Source organism: Nocardia sp. NPDC052112 (assembly GCF_040680135.1).
Classification (GTDB): domain Bacteria; phylum Actinomycetota; class Actinomycetes; order Mycobacteriales; family Mycobacteriaceae; genus Nocardia.
The window spans coordinates 189,452-206,286 of record NZ_JBFAWD010000014.1 but is presented as its reverse complement, the minus strand read 5'-3'; the positions used below and the strand labels follow the sequence as shown (position 1 = coordinate 206,286).

Genomic DNA, 16,835 nt, shown 5'->3' with positions numbered 1-16,835 from the left:
TCGGCCAAAGATCTTGCGCTGATCAAGAATTCGCCGGGAGTGTCGATATCTGGCTGGTGCGTCAGTGTGAAACCGTCGCACGGGTGGACCAGTCGCGACAGGGGGATTCGTGGCGTCCCCGCGCTGCGTGCAGGGCTTGACGCGGGGACCGCCGATACATCCGGTGCGGGAATTGGGGTGCGCCGAAGTATCCGACCTCAACTTACTTCTGCCTGGAAATATTGGAATGGTTTGTGAGTGGACTCACAATTCGACCAGCTCAGGTGCTTGCGGCGGTGAGTCGATGCAGTGCTTTGGTGACGACCTCGGGATCCGAGGTCTCCCAATACGGCGGCAGTGAAGCCCGCAGATAGCCGCCGTAGCGTGCGGTCGCCAAACGGGAATCCAGGATCGCGACGACACCGCGGTCATCGACGCTGCGCAAGAGCCGGCCGGTCCCCTGGGCCAGCAGCAGCGCGGCGTGATTGGCCGCGACGGTCATGAACCCGTTGCCGCCGCGCGACTCGACGGCTCGCTGTCGCGCGGTCAGCAGCGGATCGTCGGGGCGTGGGAACGGGATGCGATCCAGAATCACCAAACTCAGCGAGGGACCCGGCACATCGACGCCCTGCCACAGCGACAGCGTGCCGAACAGGGAGGTCTCCGGATCGTCGGCGAACTTGCGCACCAGCGCGCCGGTCGCGTCGTCCCCTTGACAGAGCACCGGCGTATTCAGCCGCTCGCGCAGTGCGTCGGTGGCCGCGCGCGCGGCGCGCATCGAGGAGAACAGCCCGAGTGTGCGGCCACCCGCGGCGCTGATCAGCCGCTCGATTTCGTCGAGGTAGGCCGGTGCCAGACCGTCTCGGCCGGGCGCGGGCAGATGCTTGGCGACATACAGGATGCCGGATTTGGCGTGGTCGAACGGCGAGCCGACATCGAGCGAACTCCAGCGCACGGTATCGGCGTCCTTGGGCGCCTCCGCACCGTTGGCGGTCGCGGTGTCGCTGCGACTGGCCGATTGTGCGGGCAGGCCCCAGGTGATGGCCAGCCCGTCGAAAGAGCCGCCGATCTGCAGGGTGGCCGAGGTCAGCACGACGGTGGCGGTGCCGAAAAGTCTGCTGCGCAGCAGCCCGCCCACCGACAGCGGCGCCATCCGCAGCGTGCGCCGGGCGACACCGCGGATCTCGTCGGCGGCGAGCCAGATGACATCGTGGCGCTTTGCCGGATCGGGTTCGTCGAAGGCGGTCAATGCGCGCACCGCGCTGTCGTGCACCTCGTCGATGCCGGCCAGCGCCTGGGTGCGCGCGGCGGCGCTTTCCGGATCGCCCTGTGCGGTGGTGCCGCCCGGTGGTGCGAGTGCGGTGCGGGCGTTCCAGGCGGCGTCGCGGACCAGCGCCAGTACCGGCGCGATGCCGTCGGGCAGTGCGTCCCAGCGGGCGGCGGGCAGTTCGTCGAGCACCGTGTGCCAGGCCTCGGCGGCCTCCTCCAGGCGGTCCACTTCCTGCTGGTCGATGAGTTTGGCGCAGCGCCGAGCCGCGGTGCTGATCGCCGAGGGGGCCAGTTCGGCGGTGGCGACGCCGGTGACCCGGTCGACGAGTTCATGCGCCTCGTCGATGACGACCGCATCGTGTTCGGGCAGGACCTGGATGCCGCTGATCGCATCGATGGCGAGCAGGGCGTGATTGGTCACCACCACATCGGCCTGCGCCGATTCCGCTCTGGCTCGTTCGGCGAAGCAGTCCTGGCCGAACGGGCAGCGCGACTTGCCGAGGCATTCCCGCGAGGACACGCTGACCTGCCGCCACGCCCGATCGGTGACGCCGGGCGCGAGCTCGTCCCGATCGCCGGTTTCGGTATTCGAGGCCCATTCGTTGAGCCGCTGCACCTCCCGGCCCAACCGTGAGATGGCGAATGCGTCGAAGAGCTCCGCCTCCGCGGGCTCGTCCGGAATCGCGCTATTGATCTTGTTCAGGCACAGATAGTTATTGCGTCCCTTGAGGATCGCGAATTTCGCCTCGCGCCCCAGCGGCTTGCTCAGCGCCTCGGCCAGTCGCGGCAGATCCCGGTCGACGAGCTGACGCTGCAGTGCGATCGTCGCGGTCGACACCACCACGGTCCGACCGGTCCGCACCGCATGCCGCAGGCTGGGCACCAGATACGCCAGTGACTTCCCGGTCCCCGTGCCCGCCTGCACCGCGAGGTGCTCCTTGGTATCGATGGCGTGATCCACCGCCGCCGCCATCGTCACCTGCCCGACACGCTCCTTCCCGCCGAGCGCGCGCACAGCGGTGGCCAGAAGCTCGGGGACGGGAGGCAGTTCGGGCACGCGACGAGCCTACTGGTTCGGACCGACACAGATCACCGCCTGATCGGATCCTCGGCGTGCTTCGCACACCTTCCATACGCGCCTTCGGCGTGTCCTGCGGCAGGTCGGGTGGGTGGGCTACAGCTAGCGAACGACCGAGCCCTCGATATCGACTCCGGCCGCGCGCATGCGGTCGAGTGCGGCCGTGGTCGTGTCGGGTGCGACGCCAGCGGTGAAGTCCAGCAGCACCCTGGTGTCGAAACCTTCGATGCGGGCGTCCAGTGCGGTCGCGCGGACGCAGTGGTCGGTGGCGATTCCGACGATGTCGAGTTCATCGATGGCACGCTCGCGCAGCCAGTCCGCGAGGCCGGTGCCGTCCTCGGTGGCGCCTTCGAAACCCGAATAGGCGGCGGAGTACTGGCCCTTGGAGAAGATCTCCTGGATCTGCTCGGTATTCAGCGCGGGATGGAAGTCCGCGCCGGAGGTGCCGACCCGGCAGTGCGGCGGCCAGGTGTCGACGTAATCCGGATGCTCGGAGAAATGACTCCCCGGGTCGATGTGGTAGTCGCGGGTGGCGACGACCGCGCTGTAACGCGCGGAGTTCAGGTAGCCGGTGATGCGCCGGGCGACCGTCGCCCCGCCGGTGACGGCCAGTGATCCGCCCTCGCAGAAATCGTTCTGCACGTCGACGATGATCAACGCTCGGTTCATGTCGACCTCACTTTCCCAAGATCTGAGCGCCGAGGGTGTAAACACTCGGCCTCCTGTCTGTGGATTACATTGTGCCGCCTGATCGATCAGGCGGGCCACGACACTCGGAGGTCCACGTGAGCAGCACCGTCAGAATTTCGATCGCACTCTTCATCGGCTACACCGCCTACCTCGCCACCGCCTTTCTGCTCGGCGACCGACCCGACGAGGTCGGTGACTGGGTGCGGCTGCTGATCAAGGGGTTCCTGATCGTGCTGGTAGCGATCGCTGTCGTGGAATGGCTGGCCAACCGACGCAACGCCGAAGCCATCCGCGCCAGGGTCAATTCACGAACGTCGTCGGAATCGCCGGCTCCCCAGCCGACAGTTTCAGGCCCTCCCACGGCAGGCTGACCAACCCCCGCGCCACCAATTTGCGACTGTCGGCGAGCGTGGGCAGCCCGGCGACCGGTTCGCCACCGCGCACCAGCGGTGTCGGCAATTCGCGAACCTCGAATCCGTTTGCGGCGGGCTGGCTTCCGGCGGCCGGGTAGACGATCTCCTCGACCACGGTGCCGGTCCGGCGGGACAGTCGAATCGCCTTCTTGGTGCCGCCGCGCGATTCCTTGTGGCTGCTGCGCTTGGCGACCGGCAGCCCATCCACCTCGACCAGCTTGTAGACCATGCCGGCGGTCGGCGCTCCGGACCCGGTGACCAGCGACGTCCCGACCCCATAGGCGTCCACTGGTTCCGCGCGCAGTGCGGCGATCGAGTACTCGTCCAGATCGCCGGAGACCACGATGCGCGTGTTGGTCGCGCCGAGTCCGTCGAGTTGCTCGCGCACTTGTCTGGCAAGCACGCCGAGATCGCCGGAATCGATACGCACACCGCCCAATTCGGGTCCGGCGACCTCGATGGCGGTCGCCACCCCCTGGGTGATGTCGAAGGTGTCGACGAGCAGGGTGGTGCCGATGCCGAGCGCCTCGATCTGACCGCGGAACGCGGCCGCCTCGTGCGCGCCGTCCGCCGCACTGTGCAACAGGGTGAACGCATGCGCGCTGGTACCCGCGCCGGGCACGCCGAAGCGGCGCACGGCCTCCAGATTGGAGGTGGCGTCGAAACCGGCCAGATATGCGGCACGCGAGCAGGACGGCGCGGCGAGTTCGTGGGCGCGGCGTGAGCCCATCTCGATCATCCGGCGGCCGCTGGCCGCGCAGACCATGCGAGCGGCGGCCGAGGCGATCGCGCTGTCGTGATTGAGGATCGACAGCGCGAGGGTCTCCAACAGGACGCATTCGGCGAAGCTGCCGCGCACCGAAAGAATCGGGGAGCCCGGGAAATACAGTTCGCCCTCCGGATAGCCGTCGATATCGCCGGTGAAGCGGTAGTCGCGCAGCCAATCAATGGTCTTCGAGTCCAGGAAACCGGCCGCGATCTCCAGCTCGGCCTCCTCGAAACGGAAATGCGCCAGCGCATCGATCAGCCGGCCGGTGCCCGCGACAATGCCGTAGCGGCGACCATTCGGCAAGCGCCGTGCAAATACCTCGAAGGTGCAGCGACGGTGCGCCGAGCCGTCGCCGAGGGCGGCCGCGAGCATGGTCAGTTCGTACTGATCGGTCAGCAGTGCGGTGCTGCGCATGTCCACGCAAGCCACTGTAGACAGCGGTAGCGGGCATGACAGGCCGGTGGCATCGGGGGCGTCTGCCAATTACTGGTGCGCGGGTGTTGTGTATCCGGAGTCGAGTCGTACCCTGAGTGTTATGGGCTTGTGCGAAGCGAACGCGACACTGTCGGCGGCACAGGCGACTCCGGAGGCGGTCGAATACACCGAGATCCTGGAGGCCGAGGACCGTCCGTGGGTGACGGTCGTCTGGGATGATCCGGTCAACCTCATGCACTACGTCGCCTACATCTTCCAGAAGCTGTTCGGCTACAGCAAAGGGAAGGCGACCGAATTGATGCTCAAGGTGCACAACGAGGGCAAGGCAGTGGTGTCGTCGGGTTCGCGAGACAAGATGGAACAGGACGTGAGACGGCTACACGCCGCAGGGCTCTGGGCGACCATGCAACGGGACGACTGACCGGTACGACTACCCTGACGTCAGTGCGTAAGTGGAGCCGGAAAAACTCGCTGAGCGGCCTCAAACTGCGATCCGAAATGGACGCGCGTGAGGCGAGCGTACTGCGGTCCCTGGTCGGCGCCGTATCCGGCCTGCTGACCGAGCGGGCCCAATCCGCGCCCGACGACGAGCTCGCCGAGCTCACCGGGTTGCGTAGCGGTAATACGACCCCACCGGATGATCCCCGGCTGCACCGGCTGCTGCCGGACTTCCACCGGAGTGAACCGGGTTCTCCCGACGCCGATCGGGCCGATCTCAACAGCGCGCTGCGGGGTCTGCACGAGCCGGAGATCATCGACGCAAAGTTGGCGGCGGGCTCGGTGGTGCTCGATACGGTGCCGACCGATGGTGGGAAGATCGTGCTGACGCCGGAGCAGGCCGACGCCTGGTTGACCGCGCTGACCGATGTGCGGCTGGCATTGGGCACGGTGCTCGGAATCGATGCCGAGACACCGGATCACCTCGAACCCGATGATCCGCGGGGGCCGCATCTGGATGTGTACCACTGGCTGACATGGATGCAGGATTCGCTGCTGCAGGCTCTCGCGCCCTGACTCGTCGGCCCTGGATCGGATATGCGGTCGACTCTGCCGCGGACTGCAGCGTTGAATGCCCGCATGGAGATGGCCGTGACGAGTAGTCAGGAGCATATGCAGTGAATGCGCAAGCGGGACCGCGGAATTCGCTCACCGATGTCCCCAGCCTGCTGGTCGGGCACCATCATGTGCTCGATCCGGATGCGACGCCGGGTTCGGGCGCGGCGACCGGCTGCACCGTCGTGCGGGTACCCGGTGGTGCGATCGCGGCCGTCGATGTGCGTGGCGGCGGGCCGGGGACCAGGGAGACCGATCTGCTCGACCCGGGCAACACAGTGCGCCGGGTGAATTCGATCCTGCTCACCGGTGGCAGCGCCTACGGACTCGCGGCCGCCGACGGCGTAATGCGTTGGCTGGAAGAACATCACGAGGGCATACCGATGGATCCAACCGATCCGAGCCGGGTGGTGCCCATCGTCCCCGCCGCGGTGATCTTCGATCTTCCGTTGGGAGACTGGCGAATTCGACCAACCGCCGATTTCGGCTTCCTGGCGGCCGAGGCGGCGGCGGTGGAGTTCGAGCGCGGGTGCGTCGGAGCGGGTGTGGGTGCGCGGGCCGGTTCGATCAAGGGCGGCGTGGGGACGGCGAGCGTCGTGCTCGGCGCGGGTGCCGCTGCGGGCGTCACCGTGGCGGCGCTGGTCGTCGCCAACCCCGTCGGCTCGGTTTTCGACCCGCGCACCGGGTTGCCCTGGGGTACCGGCACCGAAGGCGCCGACGCATTCGGTCTGTACCCCGCCACACCCGAGCAACTGGCCGTTGCCAACGCGCTCCCGGTCAAGGGCACCGTCCTCAACACGACCATCGGCGTGGTCGCCACCGATGCACCCTTGGACCCGACCGGCTGCCAGCGCTTGGCCGTCACCGCACACGACGGCCTCGCCCGCGCCATCCGCCCCGCTCATTCGCCGCTCGACGGCGACACCCTCTTCGCCCTGTCCACCGGCACCGCCGAAACCACCGGCGCCGTGCTCCCGCCCGCTTTCCCCGCCGACCTGCTGGTCCTGGATGAGGTCTGCACCGCCGCCGCGGTTTGTGTCGAGCGCGCCATTGTCGATGCGATCCTGACCGCCCACTCGGTAGCAGGCATCCCCGCCTACTCCGACCTCTTCGCGCGTTCCTAACCGGTCCCACAAGGCCCCGGAGGTCGATGCGCCGCCCGGCCATGCCGTGTGGAATCCGCGAAAGCGCGCCTGAGCGCCGGGAAGGGTACCGGCCGACAGGCGGGTGGGAATAGCCGAATATTCTGGGTCGTTGTCGGGTGCGATATGTCGGCAGCGGATATGCCGAATGCGGAAGGGTTTGAACTCGTGCTGGTGATCAGGACCGACCTGGTGGAGGCGATGGTGGCGCACGCGCGCGCCGATCACCCGGACGAGGCCTGCGGGGTCATCGCCGGTCCGGAGGGTTCGGATCGGCCGGAGCGATTCATCGCCATGGTCAATGCCGAGCGCTCGCCGACGTTCTACCGGTTCGATTCGGGGGAACAGCTGAAGGTGTGGCGGGCGATGGACGACGCGGACGAGACCCCGGTGGTGATCTACCACTCGCATACCGCCACCGAGGCCTACCCGAGCCGCACCGATATCTCCTATGCATCCGAGCCGTTCGCGCATTACGTGTTGATCTCCACCCGCGATCCCGAGCAGCACGAGCTGCGCAGCTACCGGATCGTGGACGGTGTGGTCACCGAGGAACCGGTCGAAATCGTCGATGCGTACCAGACCGTTTAGCACCCCCATGTTCGTCGAATTCGAGGAGTTCTCATGCCGGTGACCGTGTCCATCCCGACCATCATGCGTGGCCTTACCGGAGGCGAGAAGCGCGTCGACGCCCACGGCTCGACCCTGTCCGCGCTGATCGATAACCTCGAGGCCAACCATCCGGGCCTCGCGGAGCGGCTGCTCAAGGACGGCAAACTGAACCGCTACGTCAACATCTACGTCGACGACGAGGATGTGCGCTTCGCGGGTGGTCTGGACGCCGAGGTACCCGAGGGCGCGAGCGTCACCATCCTGCCCGCCGTCGCCGGAGGCTGATCGACCCCGTGGCGCGCTACGAATCGCTGATCGCGACCCTCGGCAACACCCCGCTGGTCGGGCTGCGCAACCTGTCCCCCCAGTGGAACGGTGAGCATCCGGTGCGGCTGTGGGCCAAGCTCGAGGATCACAACCCGACCGGTTCCATCAAGGACCGGCCCGCCCTGCGGATGATCGAACAGGCCGAGGCCGACGGCTTGCTCACACCCGGCTGCACGATCCTGGAGCCGACCAGCGGAAATACCGGCATCTCGCTGGCCATGGCGGCCAAACTCAAGGGCTACCGGCTGATCTGCGTAATGCCGGAGAACACCTCGGTCGAGCGCCGTCAGCTGCTGACCATGTTCGGGGCGCAGATCATCGATTCCCCGGCCGCGGGCGGTTCGAATCAGGCGGTCGCGCTGGCCAAGCAGATCGCGGCCGAGCATCCGGACTGGGTGATGCTGTACCAGTACGGCAATCCGGCCAATGCGCTGGCGCACTACGAGACGACCGGCCCGGAAATTCTCGCCGACCTGCCCGAAATCACACATTTCGTAGCGGGTCTCGGCACCACCGGCACGCTTATGGGGACCGGTCGCTTCCTGCGCGAAAAGGTGCCCGGCATCGAAATCGTCGCGGCCGAGCCGCGCTACGGCGAACTCGTATACGGGCTGCGCAATATCGATGAGGGCTTCATTCCCGAGCTCTACGACGAGTCGGTGCTGACCACTCGTTTTTCGGTCGGTCCCTACGATGCGGTGAAGCGCACGCGCGAGTTGGTGTTGGAAGAGGGCATTTTCGCGGGCATTTCGACCGGCGCGATTCTGCATGCGGCACTCGGTGTCGCGCGCAAATGCGTGCGGGCGGGCACGCGGGCGGATATCGCATTCGTGGTCGCCGATGGTGGGTGGAAGTACCTGTCCACCGGTGCTTACGACGGGACTCTCGAAGAGGCCGAGGAACGCCTCGACGGCCAGCTCTGGGCCTGAGTTTCGACTGGATTCGCGGCCGCTCGGTCGCGAAATGGCCCGGTACCCTCGGAAGAGCGGGGCCTCGCACGTCGAGGTGCCGCTCGACGAGGAGGTTGCGATGACCGACGGTTCGGGAATCGGTTCGTCGTTCGATCCGGAGCGGATCGCCGCATTGCGTGCCCAGCTGGGGCAGCCGATCGGTTCGACTCCCGGGACGCCCGCGAAACCGAACAATTTCGCGCCGATCAAACAGCTCTGGCTGCGCGCGGGCATCATCGTCACCGCATTCGTCGCCCTGCTCTACGGCATCGAGGGCGTCGACGATCTCGACCAGAACAAACTCGATTACAACGGCATCGAACCGCGCGAGGCGGACGGCCTGTGGGGCATTCTCTGGGCCCCGGTCCTGCACCACGGATGGGACCACCTGTTCGCCAATACGCTCCCCGTTCTCGTCCTCGGCTTCATCACCCTGCTCGCGGGCATCGGGCGCGGACTGGCCGCCACCGCGATCATCTGGATCGTGGCCGGAGTGGGTGTCTGGCTCACCGGTGCCACCGGATCGGTGCATCTCGGTGCCTCGTCGCTGATCTTCGGCTGGTTGACCTTCCTCATCTCACGCGGCTGGTTCGCCCGCAATCTCGTGCAGATCGGCATCGGCCTGGTTGTACTGGCGATTTACGGGTCGGTGCTGTGGGGTGTGCTGCCCGGACAGCCCGGAATCTCTTGGCAGGGGCATCTTTTCGGGGCAATGGGTGGAGTGCTGGCCGGCTGGGTACTCTCTGGTGATGCACGCCGAAACCGTCGCGGGGATCGAGCCGGAGTCAATGCGTAGTCGTAGTCGTCGCGCGACTCGTAGCGGAATGTGGGGGATCGGTTCTTGAGTGAGAAATCGTCGTGGCAGCATGGGGGAATGCGCCTTACCGTCCTCGGGTGCTCGGGCAGTGTGTCCGGCCCGGACTCCCCAGCGTCGGGGTACCTATTGACCGGGCCGGATATGTCGCCGGTGGTCATCGATTTCGGACCCGGTGTGCTCGGCGCATTGCAGCGCTACGCCGATCCCGGTGAGGTCGATATCTTCCTCACACATCTGCACGCCGATCACTGCCTGGATCTGCCCGGACTGCTGGTCTGGCGGCGCTACCATCCGACACCCCCGGTGGGTCGGGCGATCGTGCGCGGTCCGGCCGATAGCGCGGTGCGCATCGGCAATGCCTCGGCCGAGGTCGGCGGTGCATGCGACGACTGGTCCGATGTGATCGATCACCAGCCGTGGGTCGAGGGCGCGGCGGTCGAATTCGGTCCGGGCCATACGGTGCTCGCGCGCCGGATGTATCATCCGCCGGAGTCGTACGGGCTGCGCATCACGACCTCGGCCGGGCGGACCTTCGTCTACACCGGCGACACCGCGATGTGTGATGCGGTACTCGAACTCGCGCAGGACGCCGACCTTCTCATGTCGGAGGCATCGTGGACACACGATCCGGCCAACCGGCCGCCCGGCATTCATCTTTCCGGCACCGAGGCGGGCGTTATCGCCGCACGTGCGGGCGTGAAAGAGCTGCTGCTCACCCACATTCCGCCGTGGACGTCGCGCGAGGACGTGATCGCCGAGGCGAAGGCGCAGTTCTCCGGACCGGTGCACGCCGTCGCACCGGGCGAAACCTTCGACATCTGACCGGTTGCCGCGCGCGGTAGGCCATGTGACTAGGCTTGGCGCGTGTCGAGACGAGCCGATGGCAGGGCGGACGATGAGCTCCGCGAGGTACGGATCACCCGTGGCTTCACCACGCATCCAGCCGGTTCGGTGCTGGTGGAGTTCGGGCAGACCCGAGTGATGTGCACCGCGAGCGTCACCGAGGGCGTGCCCCCGTGGCGGCGCGATTCCGGACTCGGCTGGCTGACTGCCGAATACGCGATGCTGCCCGCGGCCACGCATACCCGCAGCGGACGGGAATCGGTGAAGGGCAAGGTCGGCGGGCGCACCCAGGAGATCAGCCGGTTGGTCGGACGGTCGCTGCGCGCGTGCATCGACCTGGCGGCCATCGGTGAGAACACCATTGCCATCGACTGCGATGTGCTGCAAGCCGACGGTGGCACCCGGACCGCGGCCATCACCGGCGCGTATGTCGCGCTCTCGGATGCGGTCACCTACCTCGGTGCGGCGGGCGGTTTGGCCGACCCGCAGCCGATCTCGTGTGCGATCGCCGCGGTGAGCGTCGGCGTCGTCGACGGTCGGGTGCGGTTGGACCTGCCCTACGAAGAGGATTCGCGCGCCGAGGTCGATATGAATGTGGTCGCCACCGATACCGGCACCCTGGTGGAGATCCAGGGCACCGGTGAGGGCGCCACCTTCCCGCGCTCCACCCTGGACAAGCTGCTCGACTCCGCACTTGTCGGATGTGAGCAGCTGTTCGCCATCCAGAAACAGGCGCTCGCACTGCCGTATCCGGGTGTGCTGCCCCAGCCTGCCGAGTCGAAGAAGAAGTGATGTCGCGCCGCGTCCTGGTTGCCAGTCGCAATGCCAAGAAGTTGAACGAACTGCGTCGGATTCTCGCCGACGCGGGTATCGCGGGCATCGACATCGTCGGACTCGGCGATGTGCCCGCCTACGACGAGGCGCCCGAGACCGGCGCGACCTTCGAGGAGAATGCGCTGGCGAAGGCGCGCGATGGTGCGGCCGCCACCGGATTGCCCTGTGTGGCAGACGATTCCGGGATCGCGGTGGATGCGTTGAACGGGATGCCCGGTGTGCTTTCCGCACGCTGGGCCGGGGTACACGGCGACGACGCGGCCAATAACGCCCTGCTGCTCGCCCAGCTCGGTGATGTACCGGATGAGCGGCGCGGCGCCCAGTTCGTTTCCACCTGTGCGCTGGTGGTGCCCGCCGGCACCGAGATCGTGGTGCGCGGTGAATGGCCCGGCGCGATCGGTCGCAAGCCCGTGGGCGATGGCGGATTCGGCTATGACCCGCTGTTCATTCCGGCCGATGGTGATATCACGGCTGCCCAGCTGACACCCGCCGAAAAGGATGCCGTTTCCCACCGCGGACGCGCGCTCGCCCAACTTCTGCCCGCACTCGCGACACTCGCGGAGTCCTGATCGGCCGCACCCCCTGCGGGCGATGGTCTCCCGGTTGGGTCTGACAGTCCGGATGCGCGGGCCTGACCAGATGACCACCAATACCGAGGCCCAAAACTGGTGCGGCTGTTGGCGGAGTCCTGCGTCAGCCCGCAACCGATGCCGCTATTCGGGGATCAGAGGTTGAAGTCTTGCTTGACCTTGTTCGCGTTGACGTGTTCGACGAAGAAGGACAGCAGCGGGATGGTGCCCGCGATCAGGGTGCCGACGGTGCGCGGGATCGGCCAGCGCACCTTGACCGCGAGGTCGGCGGTGACCAGCAGGTAGACGAAGTAGACCCAGCCGTGCACGACCGCGATCCAGTTCGGGGTGTGCACGTCGAAGCCGTACTTGGCGATCATCTCGCCGGTGAGCAGCAGCAGCCACAGACCCGTCGTCCAGGCGAGCACGCGGTAGCGCAGCAGTGCGGGCTTGATCTTCGCGGTATTCGTGGCCGTCGGCTCGGGTGCGAGCGTCGCGGCGGATTCGGTCGAGTTCTCGCTGGTGGTCAACCGGCGCTCCTCTGTATGTCGTGGGCGAGGCCCGCGTCCCGGACGTGTTGGTCGATATCTTTGGCGTGCAGTTCGGCCAGATATTTGTTGTATTCGGCGAGCACCGGATCATCATCGCGGGCCGCCTTGGGCCGCTCGGGCAGCAGTCCGGCCGGAATCTCGCGTGGCGCATCGGCTTTCGCGGGGCGGCGCGTCTTCGCTGGGCCCGGTTCGGCTTTCGGCTCCGCCGTGTTGGCATCCGCCTCGGATTCGGACTCCAGCCGCACGAACCGGAAGTAGGCGAAGACCGCGAATCCGGCGAACAGCGGCCACTGCAATGCGTAGCCGAGATTCTGGCCGGTGCCGCTCGCGGATTCGAACCGCTCCCACTGCCACCAGCCCAGTGCCAGGCAGGCAAGGGCGGCCACGATCACCAGCACGATGAGGGCCGGGCGATTGTGTGCCGAGCGGCGGGGTGGAGCGGACACGGATACCACGGTACCCGTCTACTACACGGTACGTAGGAGCAGGTCGAATCCGCGACCGGCGTCAGAATTTGTAGGTGATCCCGGTCATGCGCTCGGATTCCTCCCACAGGCGGCGTAGTAGCACCGGATTGTTCGACAGTTTGCTCGACGGCGAGGGCTCGACCGGGCCCTGGCTCTGGAACAAGCGGTTCGGACCCCAGTAGGTGTTGGGGTCGGCATCGGGCATGGTGGCCGCGAACAGGGTGGATTGGGCGGCTTGGGCGGGCGGATGGCCGATGATGCGGATGAAGGGCTTACTGATCCGGTCCAGTGGGGTTTCGGTCTTGGCGAACAGGTCGGTCGCCGAGACCCCCGGGTGCACCGCGTAGGAGCGCTTATCGGAGCCCGCCTCGGTCAGCCGCCGCTGCAGTTCGCGGGCGAACATGAGGTTGGCGAGCTTGGACTGGGCGTAGGCGAGGTTGCGCCGGTAGCGGCGGTTCTCGTAGTTGAGATCGTCGATCCACAGCTTCGGGGTCTGCTTGTGCGCGATGCTCGCCAGGCTCACCACCCGGTCCCGGAGGCGATCCAGCAGCAGTCCGGTCAGCGCGAAATGTCCGAGGTGGTTGACGCCGAACTGGGTCTCGAATCCGTCTTTGGTGCGTGAGAACGGAACGTTCATCAGACCGGCGTTATTGATGAGCACATCGAATTCACCGGTCTTGTCGGCGAATTCGCGCACCGACGCCAGATCCGCCAGATCCAGCTGCTCGACCCGGACGTCGCCATCGATCCGGTCGGCGATCGGCTGCGCCTTCTCGACATTGCGGCAGGCCATGATCACGGTGCCGCCCTTGCTGGCCAGCACCGTGGTGGTTTCGACGCCGAGGCCGCCATTGGCGCCGGTGACGATGAAGGTGCGCCCACTCTGGTCGGGTATATCTTGCGGTTTCCACGCCATGTCCCGGACCTTACTCCGGAGTAAGGTCCGAGGAAAGAGTGACACGCAATCCGGCCTATGGTCACCATGTGCCGGTGGCGGCAACCGTCGGGAGTGCAGCCGCGCCGGTGCGCTCTCCGTGAATTGCTGTCGTGTCGCTGGAGGAGCGCTGTGGTGCCGGGTGTCCATACTTGGGGCATGAGCGGTGCAGTTGCTGTCGCTGAGCGGGCTCCAGAACCGCTGAGTCGGGCCAAGACAAATGTCGTGTTTGCCACGATTGTGCTCGGAATGTTGTTGGCGGCGTTGGATCAGACGATCGTGTCGACCGCGCTGCCGACGATCGTCGCCGATCTCGGCGAGGCCGGGCATATGGCGTGGGTGGTCACGGCGTACTTGCTGGCGGAGGCGGTGGCGACCGCGCTCGCGGGTAAGCTCGGCGATCTCTTCGGCCGCAAACTGATCTTCCAGCTCAGCGCGCTGGTCTTCATCATCGGCTCGATGATCGCTGGCCTGGCCAACGGGATGACATTGCTGATCGTCGCCCGCGGCATCCAGGGTTTCGGTGCGGGCGGCCTGATGGTCACCGCGATGGCGCTGATCGCCGACACCATTCCGCTGCGGCAGCGCGGTAAATATCAGGGCGCGCTCGGCGCCGTCTTCGGCGTCACCACGGTGATCGGGCCGACGCTCGGCGGGCTGTTCACCGACCATGCGAGCTGGCGGTGGTGCTTCTACGTCAACGTGCCGGTCGCGGTGATCATGATCGCCATGGCCGCACGCACGATCCCGCGGGTGCGCGCGGTGGTCAAGCCGATCATCGACTACGCGGGCATCGGACTCGTCGCGGCGGGTGTGTCCTGTCTGATTCTCGGACTGGAGTGGGGCGGGCAGGAGTACACATGGGGTTCCGCGACGATCATCGGTCTGTTCGCGGCGGCGGTGCTGCTGCTGGCCGCATTCGTGGCGGTCGAATTGCGGGCCAGGGAGCCGATGCTGCCGATGAGCCTGTTCCGCAGCCGCGTCTTCACCGTGTGCTCGATCCTCAGCTTCATCGTCGGATTCGCGATGCTCGGCTCGATGACCTATCTGCCCGCGTATTTGCAGTACGTGAACGGGGTTTCGGCGACGGCGTCCGGTATCCGCACGCTGCCGCTGGTCGTCGGGTTGTTCATCACATCGATCCTGTCCGGGCAGGTGGTCGGCAAGACCGGTCGCTACAAGTACTTTCCGATCGTCGGCACCTTGGTGATGGCGCTTGGGCTGTATCTGATGTCCACCATGGGGCGCGATACCGGTGTGTGGTTGGAATCGCTGTACATGCTGGTGCTCGGTCTCGGGCTCGGTTTGAGCATGCAGGTATTGACCATCGTCGTACAGAACACCGTGCCGTACGCGCAACTCGGCACCGCGACCTCGGGCGTGACCTTCTTCCGCACGCTCGGAAGTACCTTCGGCACGGCAATTTTCGGCACGCTCTACACCGATCAGATCGGTCCGAAGCTGACCGATGCGCTCACGCGGGTGCGGGTCGTCTCGCCGGAGGTCGCGGCGGATCCGCAGTCGTTGCGTGCGCTGCCGTCGGAGGTATCCGCGCCGATCATCGACGCCTACGCCGAATCGATCGACCATGTCTTCCTCTGGGTGGTGCCGGTCGCGCTGGCCGGTTTCGTGGTCGCCTGGTTTCTGAAGGAAGTGCCGCTGCGCGACAGCGCCCGAGCGGGTGCGACGGATGTGGGTGAGGGCTTCTCCATGCCGGAGTCCCCGGATTGCGTGGTGCTGCTGGAGCGAGCTGTCTCCGACACCATGCGCAAGGCCCATGCGGAGGGGCCGATCGGTCCACGCATTCTCGCGGATTCGGGCAGCGGGCTCAGTCGCGGCGAAGCCTGGGCATTGGGGCAGGTCTATATGCACACCCGAATTCGAGGAACGGCGACCCTGGATGCGATCGCGCAGCGCCACAAGGTGCCCGACGAGGTCATCGAGCCGATCTACGATCGGGTGATCGGCCGCGGTTATCTCGCCGAAGATGGTGCGGGACTGCGACTTACCGATACCGGGCAGGCCGAGGTAGACCGGATTCAGGCGTCGTGGCGGCGCTGGCTCGATACCGAACTCGACGATTGGGACTGCTCCGATCCGGTCGACCGCGCGCTGCTGGATCAAGCTCTGCAGAACATCGCCGCCAAGTTGCTCGATGAGGAGACCAGGGAACGCGAACCCGTCCGCGCCTAATGCTTGTGCCCGAATACTCGTCAACGTATATTCGTAAACGAGTAAGGAGGTGTCCATGGCCATGAAGCGCAAGGTGAACAATCTGCTGGCGCTGGCGGTGCTCGCGACCGTCGTCGAACGGCCGATGCATCGCTACGAAATCGCTTCGCAGATGCGTGAGCGCGGCAAGGACCGCGATATGGACATCAAATGGGGCTCGTTGTACACCGTCGTGCAGAACATGGAGAAGGCGGGCTTCCTCGAGGTTGTCGGCAATGAGCGCGACGGCGCTCGGCCGGAACGCACCATCTACGCGATTACCGATGCCGGTCGCGCCGAAATGGCCGACTGGACAAGGGAACTGATTGCCGAGCCGGCGCCGGAACATCGCCGGTTCACGGCCGGACTCTCCGTCGTGGCGGCATTGCCGCCGGATGAGGTAGTCGAGTTGCTCGGCCAGCGCATAGACGCGCTGAGTCGCATCATCGAGGCTGCGCGCCGAGAACTCGATCAACTGGCGGCCGCCAATCTGCCCCGGCTGTTCGTCGTCGAAGCCGAATACGGTGTGGCGATGCTCGAGGCCGAGGTGGCGTGGGCCGCGTCGTTGCGCGACGAGATCGCCGCGGGTACCTTCCCCGGCGTCGATCTGTGGCGGCATATCCATGCCGTCGGCATGACGCCCGCCGAGGTCGCCGAGCTGGTGGAAAGGGGGATGACGGAATAGACGTCCCGCTCTCGACTCGGTAGGCACCGGGCGGAGTGCGTAGTTGAGATCAGGCCCGGCGGGGTGCGGCAACACCGCCGCCGAGCCCGATGTAACCGTCTCGAACCGCGTCCGCATGCGCGCACCCGGCTACAAGGCTGGCAACCACAGGATAACTGGGTGTGCGATGGGACGGTCGGTTCGGGCTTCGAAGAAACCCGTATCGCA

At 66.4% G+C, this 16,835-nt stretch carries 19 protein-coding genes; 13 read left to right on the top strand and 6 right to left on the bottom strand.

Features of this window, described 5'->3' with window-relative positions:
• Positions 1–259 precede the first annotated feature (259 nt).
• Both AB0L58_RS26455 and AB0L58_RS26450 read right to left on the bottom strand, forming a co-directional pair.
• On the bottom strand, positions 260–2,305 hold the full coding sequence (locus tag AB0L58_RS26455) for an ATP-dependent DNA helicase (protein WP_364390441.1): 2,046 nt from the start codon (positions 2,303–2,305) through the stop codon (positions 260–262).
• Between the two features lie 123 nt (positions 2,306–2,428).
• Positions 2,429–2,995, bottom strand: a complete 567-nt coding sequence (locus AB0L58_RS26450) for a nicotinamidase (RefSeq protein WP_364390440.1) — start codon at positions 2,993–2,995, stop codon at positions 2,429–2,431.
• Positions 2,996–3,111: 116 nt separating this feature from the next.
• On the opposite strand from AB0L58_RS26450, the gene AB0L58_RS26445 reads away from it, so the two are divergent.
• Positions 3,112–3,387: a hypothetical protein gene (locus tag AB0L58_RS26445; protein ID WP_364390439.1), complete on the top strand. Its 276-nt coding sequence runs from the start codon at positions 3,112–3,114 to the stop codon at positions 3,385–3,387.
• Here the strand turns inward: AB0L58_RS26445 and AB0L58_RS26440 are convergent.
• Complete coding sequence (locus AB0L58_RS26440) at positions 3,317–4,612, bottom strand: nicotinate phosphoribosyltransferase (protein WP_364390476.1); 1,296 nt, start codon at positions 4,610–4,612, stop codon at positions 3,317–3,319. The genes AB0L58_RS26445 and AB0L58_RS26440 overlap by 71 nt on opposite strands.
• A 121-nt stretch (positions 4,613–4,733) precedes the next feature.
• Here AB0L58_RS26440 and clpS point away from each other — a divergent pair, with 121 nt between their 5' ends.
• The 10 genes from clpS to rdgB all read left to right on the top strand — a co-directional run bounded on the left by clpS (position 4,734) and on the right by rdgB (position 11,780).
• The gene (gene clpS / locus AB0L58_RS26435; protein WP_364390438.1) at positions 4,734–5,054 is read left to right on the top strand and encodes an ATP-dependent Clp protease adapter ClpS; all 321 of its coding nucleotides are present in this window, start codon (positions 4,734–4,736) and stop codon (positions 5,052–5,054) included.
• A 23-nt stretch (positions 5,055–5,077) separates the two neighbouring features.
• Positions 5,078–5,647 carry a DUF2017 domain-containing protein gene (locus tag AB0L58_RS26430; RefSeq protein WP_364390437.1) on the top strand — a complete coding sequence of 190 codons (570 nt, stop codon included), beginning with the start codon at positions 5,078–5,080 and terminating at the stop codon, positions 5,645–5,647.
• Positions 5,648–5,748: 101 nt separating this feature from the next.
• Positions 5,749–6,810, top strand: coding sequence for a P1 family peptidase (locus AB0L58_RS26425; RefSeq protein WP_364390435.1), 1,062 nt, complete (start codon positions 5,749–5,751; stop codon positions 6,808–6,810).
• A gap of 186 nt (positions 6,811–6,996) precedes the next feature.
• On the top strand, positions 6,997–7,419 hold the full coding sequence (locus tag AB0L58_RS26420; RefSeq protein ID WP_364390474.1) for a M67 family metallopeptidase: 423 nt from the start codon (positions 6,997–6,999) through the stop codon (positions 7,417–7,419).
• Positions 7,420–7,452: 33 nt separating this feature from the next.
• Positions 7,453–7,725: a MoaD/ThiS family protein gene (locus tag AB0L58_RS26415; protein WP_364390433.1), complete on the top strand. Its 273-nt coding sequence runs from the start codon at positions 7,453–7,455 to the stop codon at positions 7,723–7,725.
• An 8-nt stretch (positions 7,726–7,733) separates the two neighbouring features.
• The gene (locus tag AB0L58_RS26410; RefSeq protein WP_364390432.1) at positions 7,734–8,696 is read left to right on the top strand and encodes a cysteine synthase; all 963 of its coding nucleotides are present in this window, start codon (positions 7,734–7,736) and stop codon (positions 8,694–8,696) included.
• A 100-nt stretch (positions 8,697–8,796) separates the two neighbouring features.
• A complete protein-coding gene (locus AB0L58_RS26405; RefSeq protein WP_364390431.1) occupies positions 8,797–9,513 on the top strand; it encodes a rhomboid family intramembrane serine protease in 717 nt (238 codons plus the stop codon).
• A 78-nt stretch (positions 9,514–9,591) separates the two neighbouring features.
• Positions 9,592–10,356, top strand: a complete 765-nt coding sequence (locus AB0L58_RS26400; protein ID WP_364390429.1) for a cyclic nucleotide-degrading phosphodiesterase — start codon at positions 9,592–9,594, stop codon at positions 10,354–10,356.
• 42 nt (positions 10,357–10,398) lie between these two features.
• Positions 10,399–11,169 carry a ribonuclease PH gene (gene rph, locus AB0L58_RS26395; protein WP_364390427.1) on the top strand — a complete coding sequence of 257 codons (771 nt, stop codon included), beginning with the start codon at positions 10,399–10,401 and terminating at the stop codon, positions 11,167–11,169.
• The gene (gene rdgB / locus AB0L58_RS26390) at positions 11,169–11,780 is read left to right on the top strand and encodes an RdgB/HAM1 family non-canonical purine NTP pyrophosphatase (RefSeq protein ID WP_364390425.1); all 612 of its coding nucleotides are present in this window, start codon (positions 11,169–11,171) and stop codon (positions 11,778–11,780) included. Before rph ends, rdgB begins: the two co-directional genes overlap by 1 nt.
• A 155-nt stretch (positions 11,781–11,935) precedes the next feature.
• Here the strand turns inward: rdgB and AB0L58_RS26385 are convergent, their stop codons facing one another.
• From AB0L58_RS26385 to AB0L58_RS26375, 3 genes are read right to left on the bottom strand one after another with little or no spacing between them, the layout of a single operon-like run.
• Positions 11,936–12,310: a DUF3817 domain-containing protein gene (locus AB0L58_RS26385; RefSeq protein ID WP_364390424.1), complete on the bottom strand. Its 375-nt coding sequence runs from the start codon at positions 12,308–12,310 to the stop codon at positions 11,936–11,938.
• Positions 12,307–12,786: a transcriptional regulator gene (locus AB0L58_RS26380; RefSeq protein ID WP_364390423.1), complete on the bottom strand. Its 480-nt coding sequence runs from the start codon at positions 12,784–12,786 to the stop codon at positions 12,307–12,309. The genes AB0L58_RS26385 and AB0L58_RS26380 overlap by 4 nt, the downstream gene beginning before the upstream one ends.
• 52 nt (positions 12,787–12,838) lie before the next feature.
• Positions 12,839–13,714 carry an oxidoreductase gene (locus AB0L58_RS26375; protein ID WP_364390421.1) on the bottom strand — a complete coding sequence of 292 codons (876 nt, stop codon included), beginning with the start codon at positions 13,712–13,714 and terminating at the stop codon, positions 12,839–12,841.
• A gap of 177 nt (positions 13,715–13,891) precedes the next feature.
• On the opposite strand from AB0L58_RS26375, the gene AB0L58_RS26370 reads away from it, so the two are divergent.
• Together AB0L58_RS26370 and AB0L58_RS26365 are read left to right on the top strand one after the other, a co-directional pair.
• Positions 13,892–15,925 carry an MDR family MFS transporter gene (locus AB0L58_RS26370; RefSeq protein WP_364390420.1) on the top strand — a complete coding sequence of 678 codons (2,034 nt, stop codon included), beginning with the start codon at positions 13,892–13,894 and terminating at the stop codon, positions 15,923–15,925.
• A 55-nt stretch (positions 15,926–15,980) separates the two neighbouring features.
• Positions 15,981–16,628 (top strand): PadR family transcriptional regulator, encoded by a 648-nt coding sequence (locus AB0L58_RS26365; protein ID WP_364390419.1) that lies wholly within the window; start codon positions 15,981–15,983, stop codon positions 16,626–16,628.
• Positions 16,629–16,835: the final 207 nt, after the last annotated feature.

Bases quoted from the DNA above. Each gene is read 5' to 3' on its own strand.
- AB0L58_RS26450 (WP_364390440.1), bottom strand. From the start codon at position 2,995: ATGAACCGAGCGTTGATCATCGTCGACGTGCAGAACGATTTCTGCGAG.
- AB0L58_RS26440 (WP_364390476.1), bottom strand. From the start codon at position 4,612: ATGCGCAGCACCGCACTGCTGACCGATCAGTACGAACTGACCATGCTC.
- clpS (WP_364390438.1), top strand. From the start codon at position 4,734: ATGGGCTTGTGCGAAGCGAACGCGACACTGTCGGCGGCACAGGCGACT.
- AB0L58_RS26415 (WP_364390433.1), top strand. From the start codon at position 7,453: ATGCCGGTGACCGTGTCCATCCCGACCATCATGCGTGGCCTTACCGGA.
- AB0L58_RS26405 (WP_364390431.1), top strand. From the start codon at position 8,797: ATGACCGACGGTTCGGGAATCGGTTCGTCGTTCGATCCGGAGCGGATC.
- AB0L58_RS26400 (WP_364390429.1), top strand. From the start codon at position 9,592: ATGCGCCTTACCGTCCTCGGGTGCTCGGGCAGTGTGTCCGGCCCGGAC.
- rdgB (WP_364390425.1), top strand. From the start codon at position 11,169: ATGTCGCGCCGCGTCCTGGTTGCCAGTCGCAATGCCAAGAAGTTGAAC.
- AB0L58_RS26375 (WP_364390421.1), bottom strand. From the start codon at position 13,714: ATGGCGTGGAAACCGCAAGATATACCCGACCAGAGTGGGCGCACCTTC.
- AB0L58_RS26370 (WP_364390420.1), top strand. From the start codon at position 13,892: ATGAGCGGTGCAGTTGCTGTCGCTGAGCGGGCTCCAGAACCGCTGAGT.
- AB0L58_RS26365 (WP_364390419.1), top strand. From the start codon at position 15,981: ATGGCCATGAAGCGCAAGGTGAACAATCTGCTGGCGCTGGCGGTGCTC.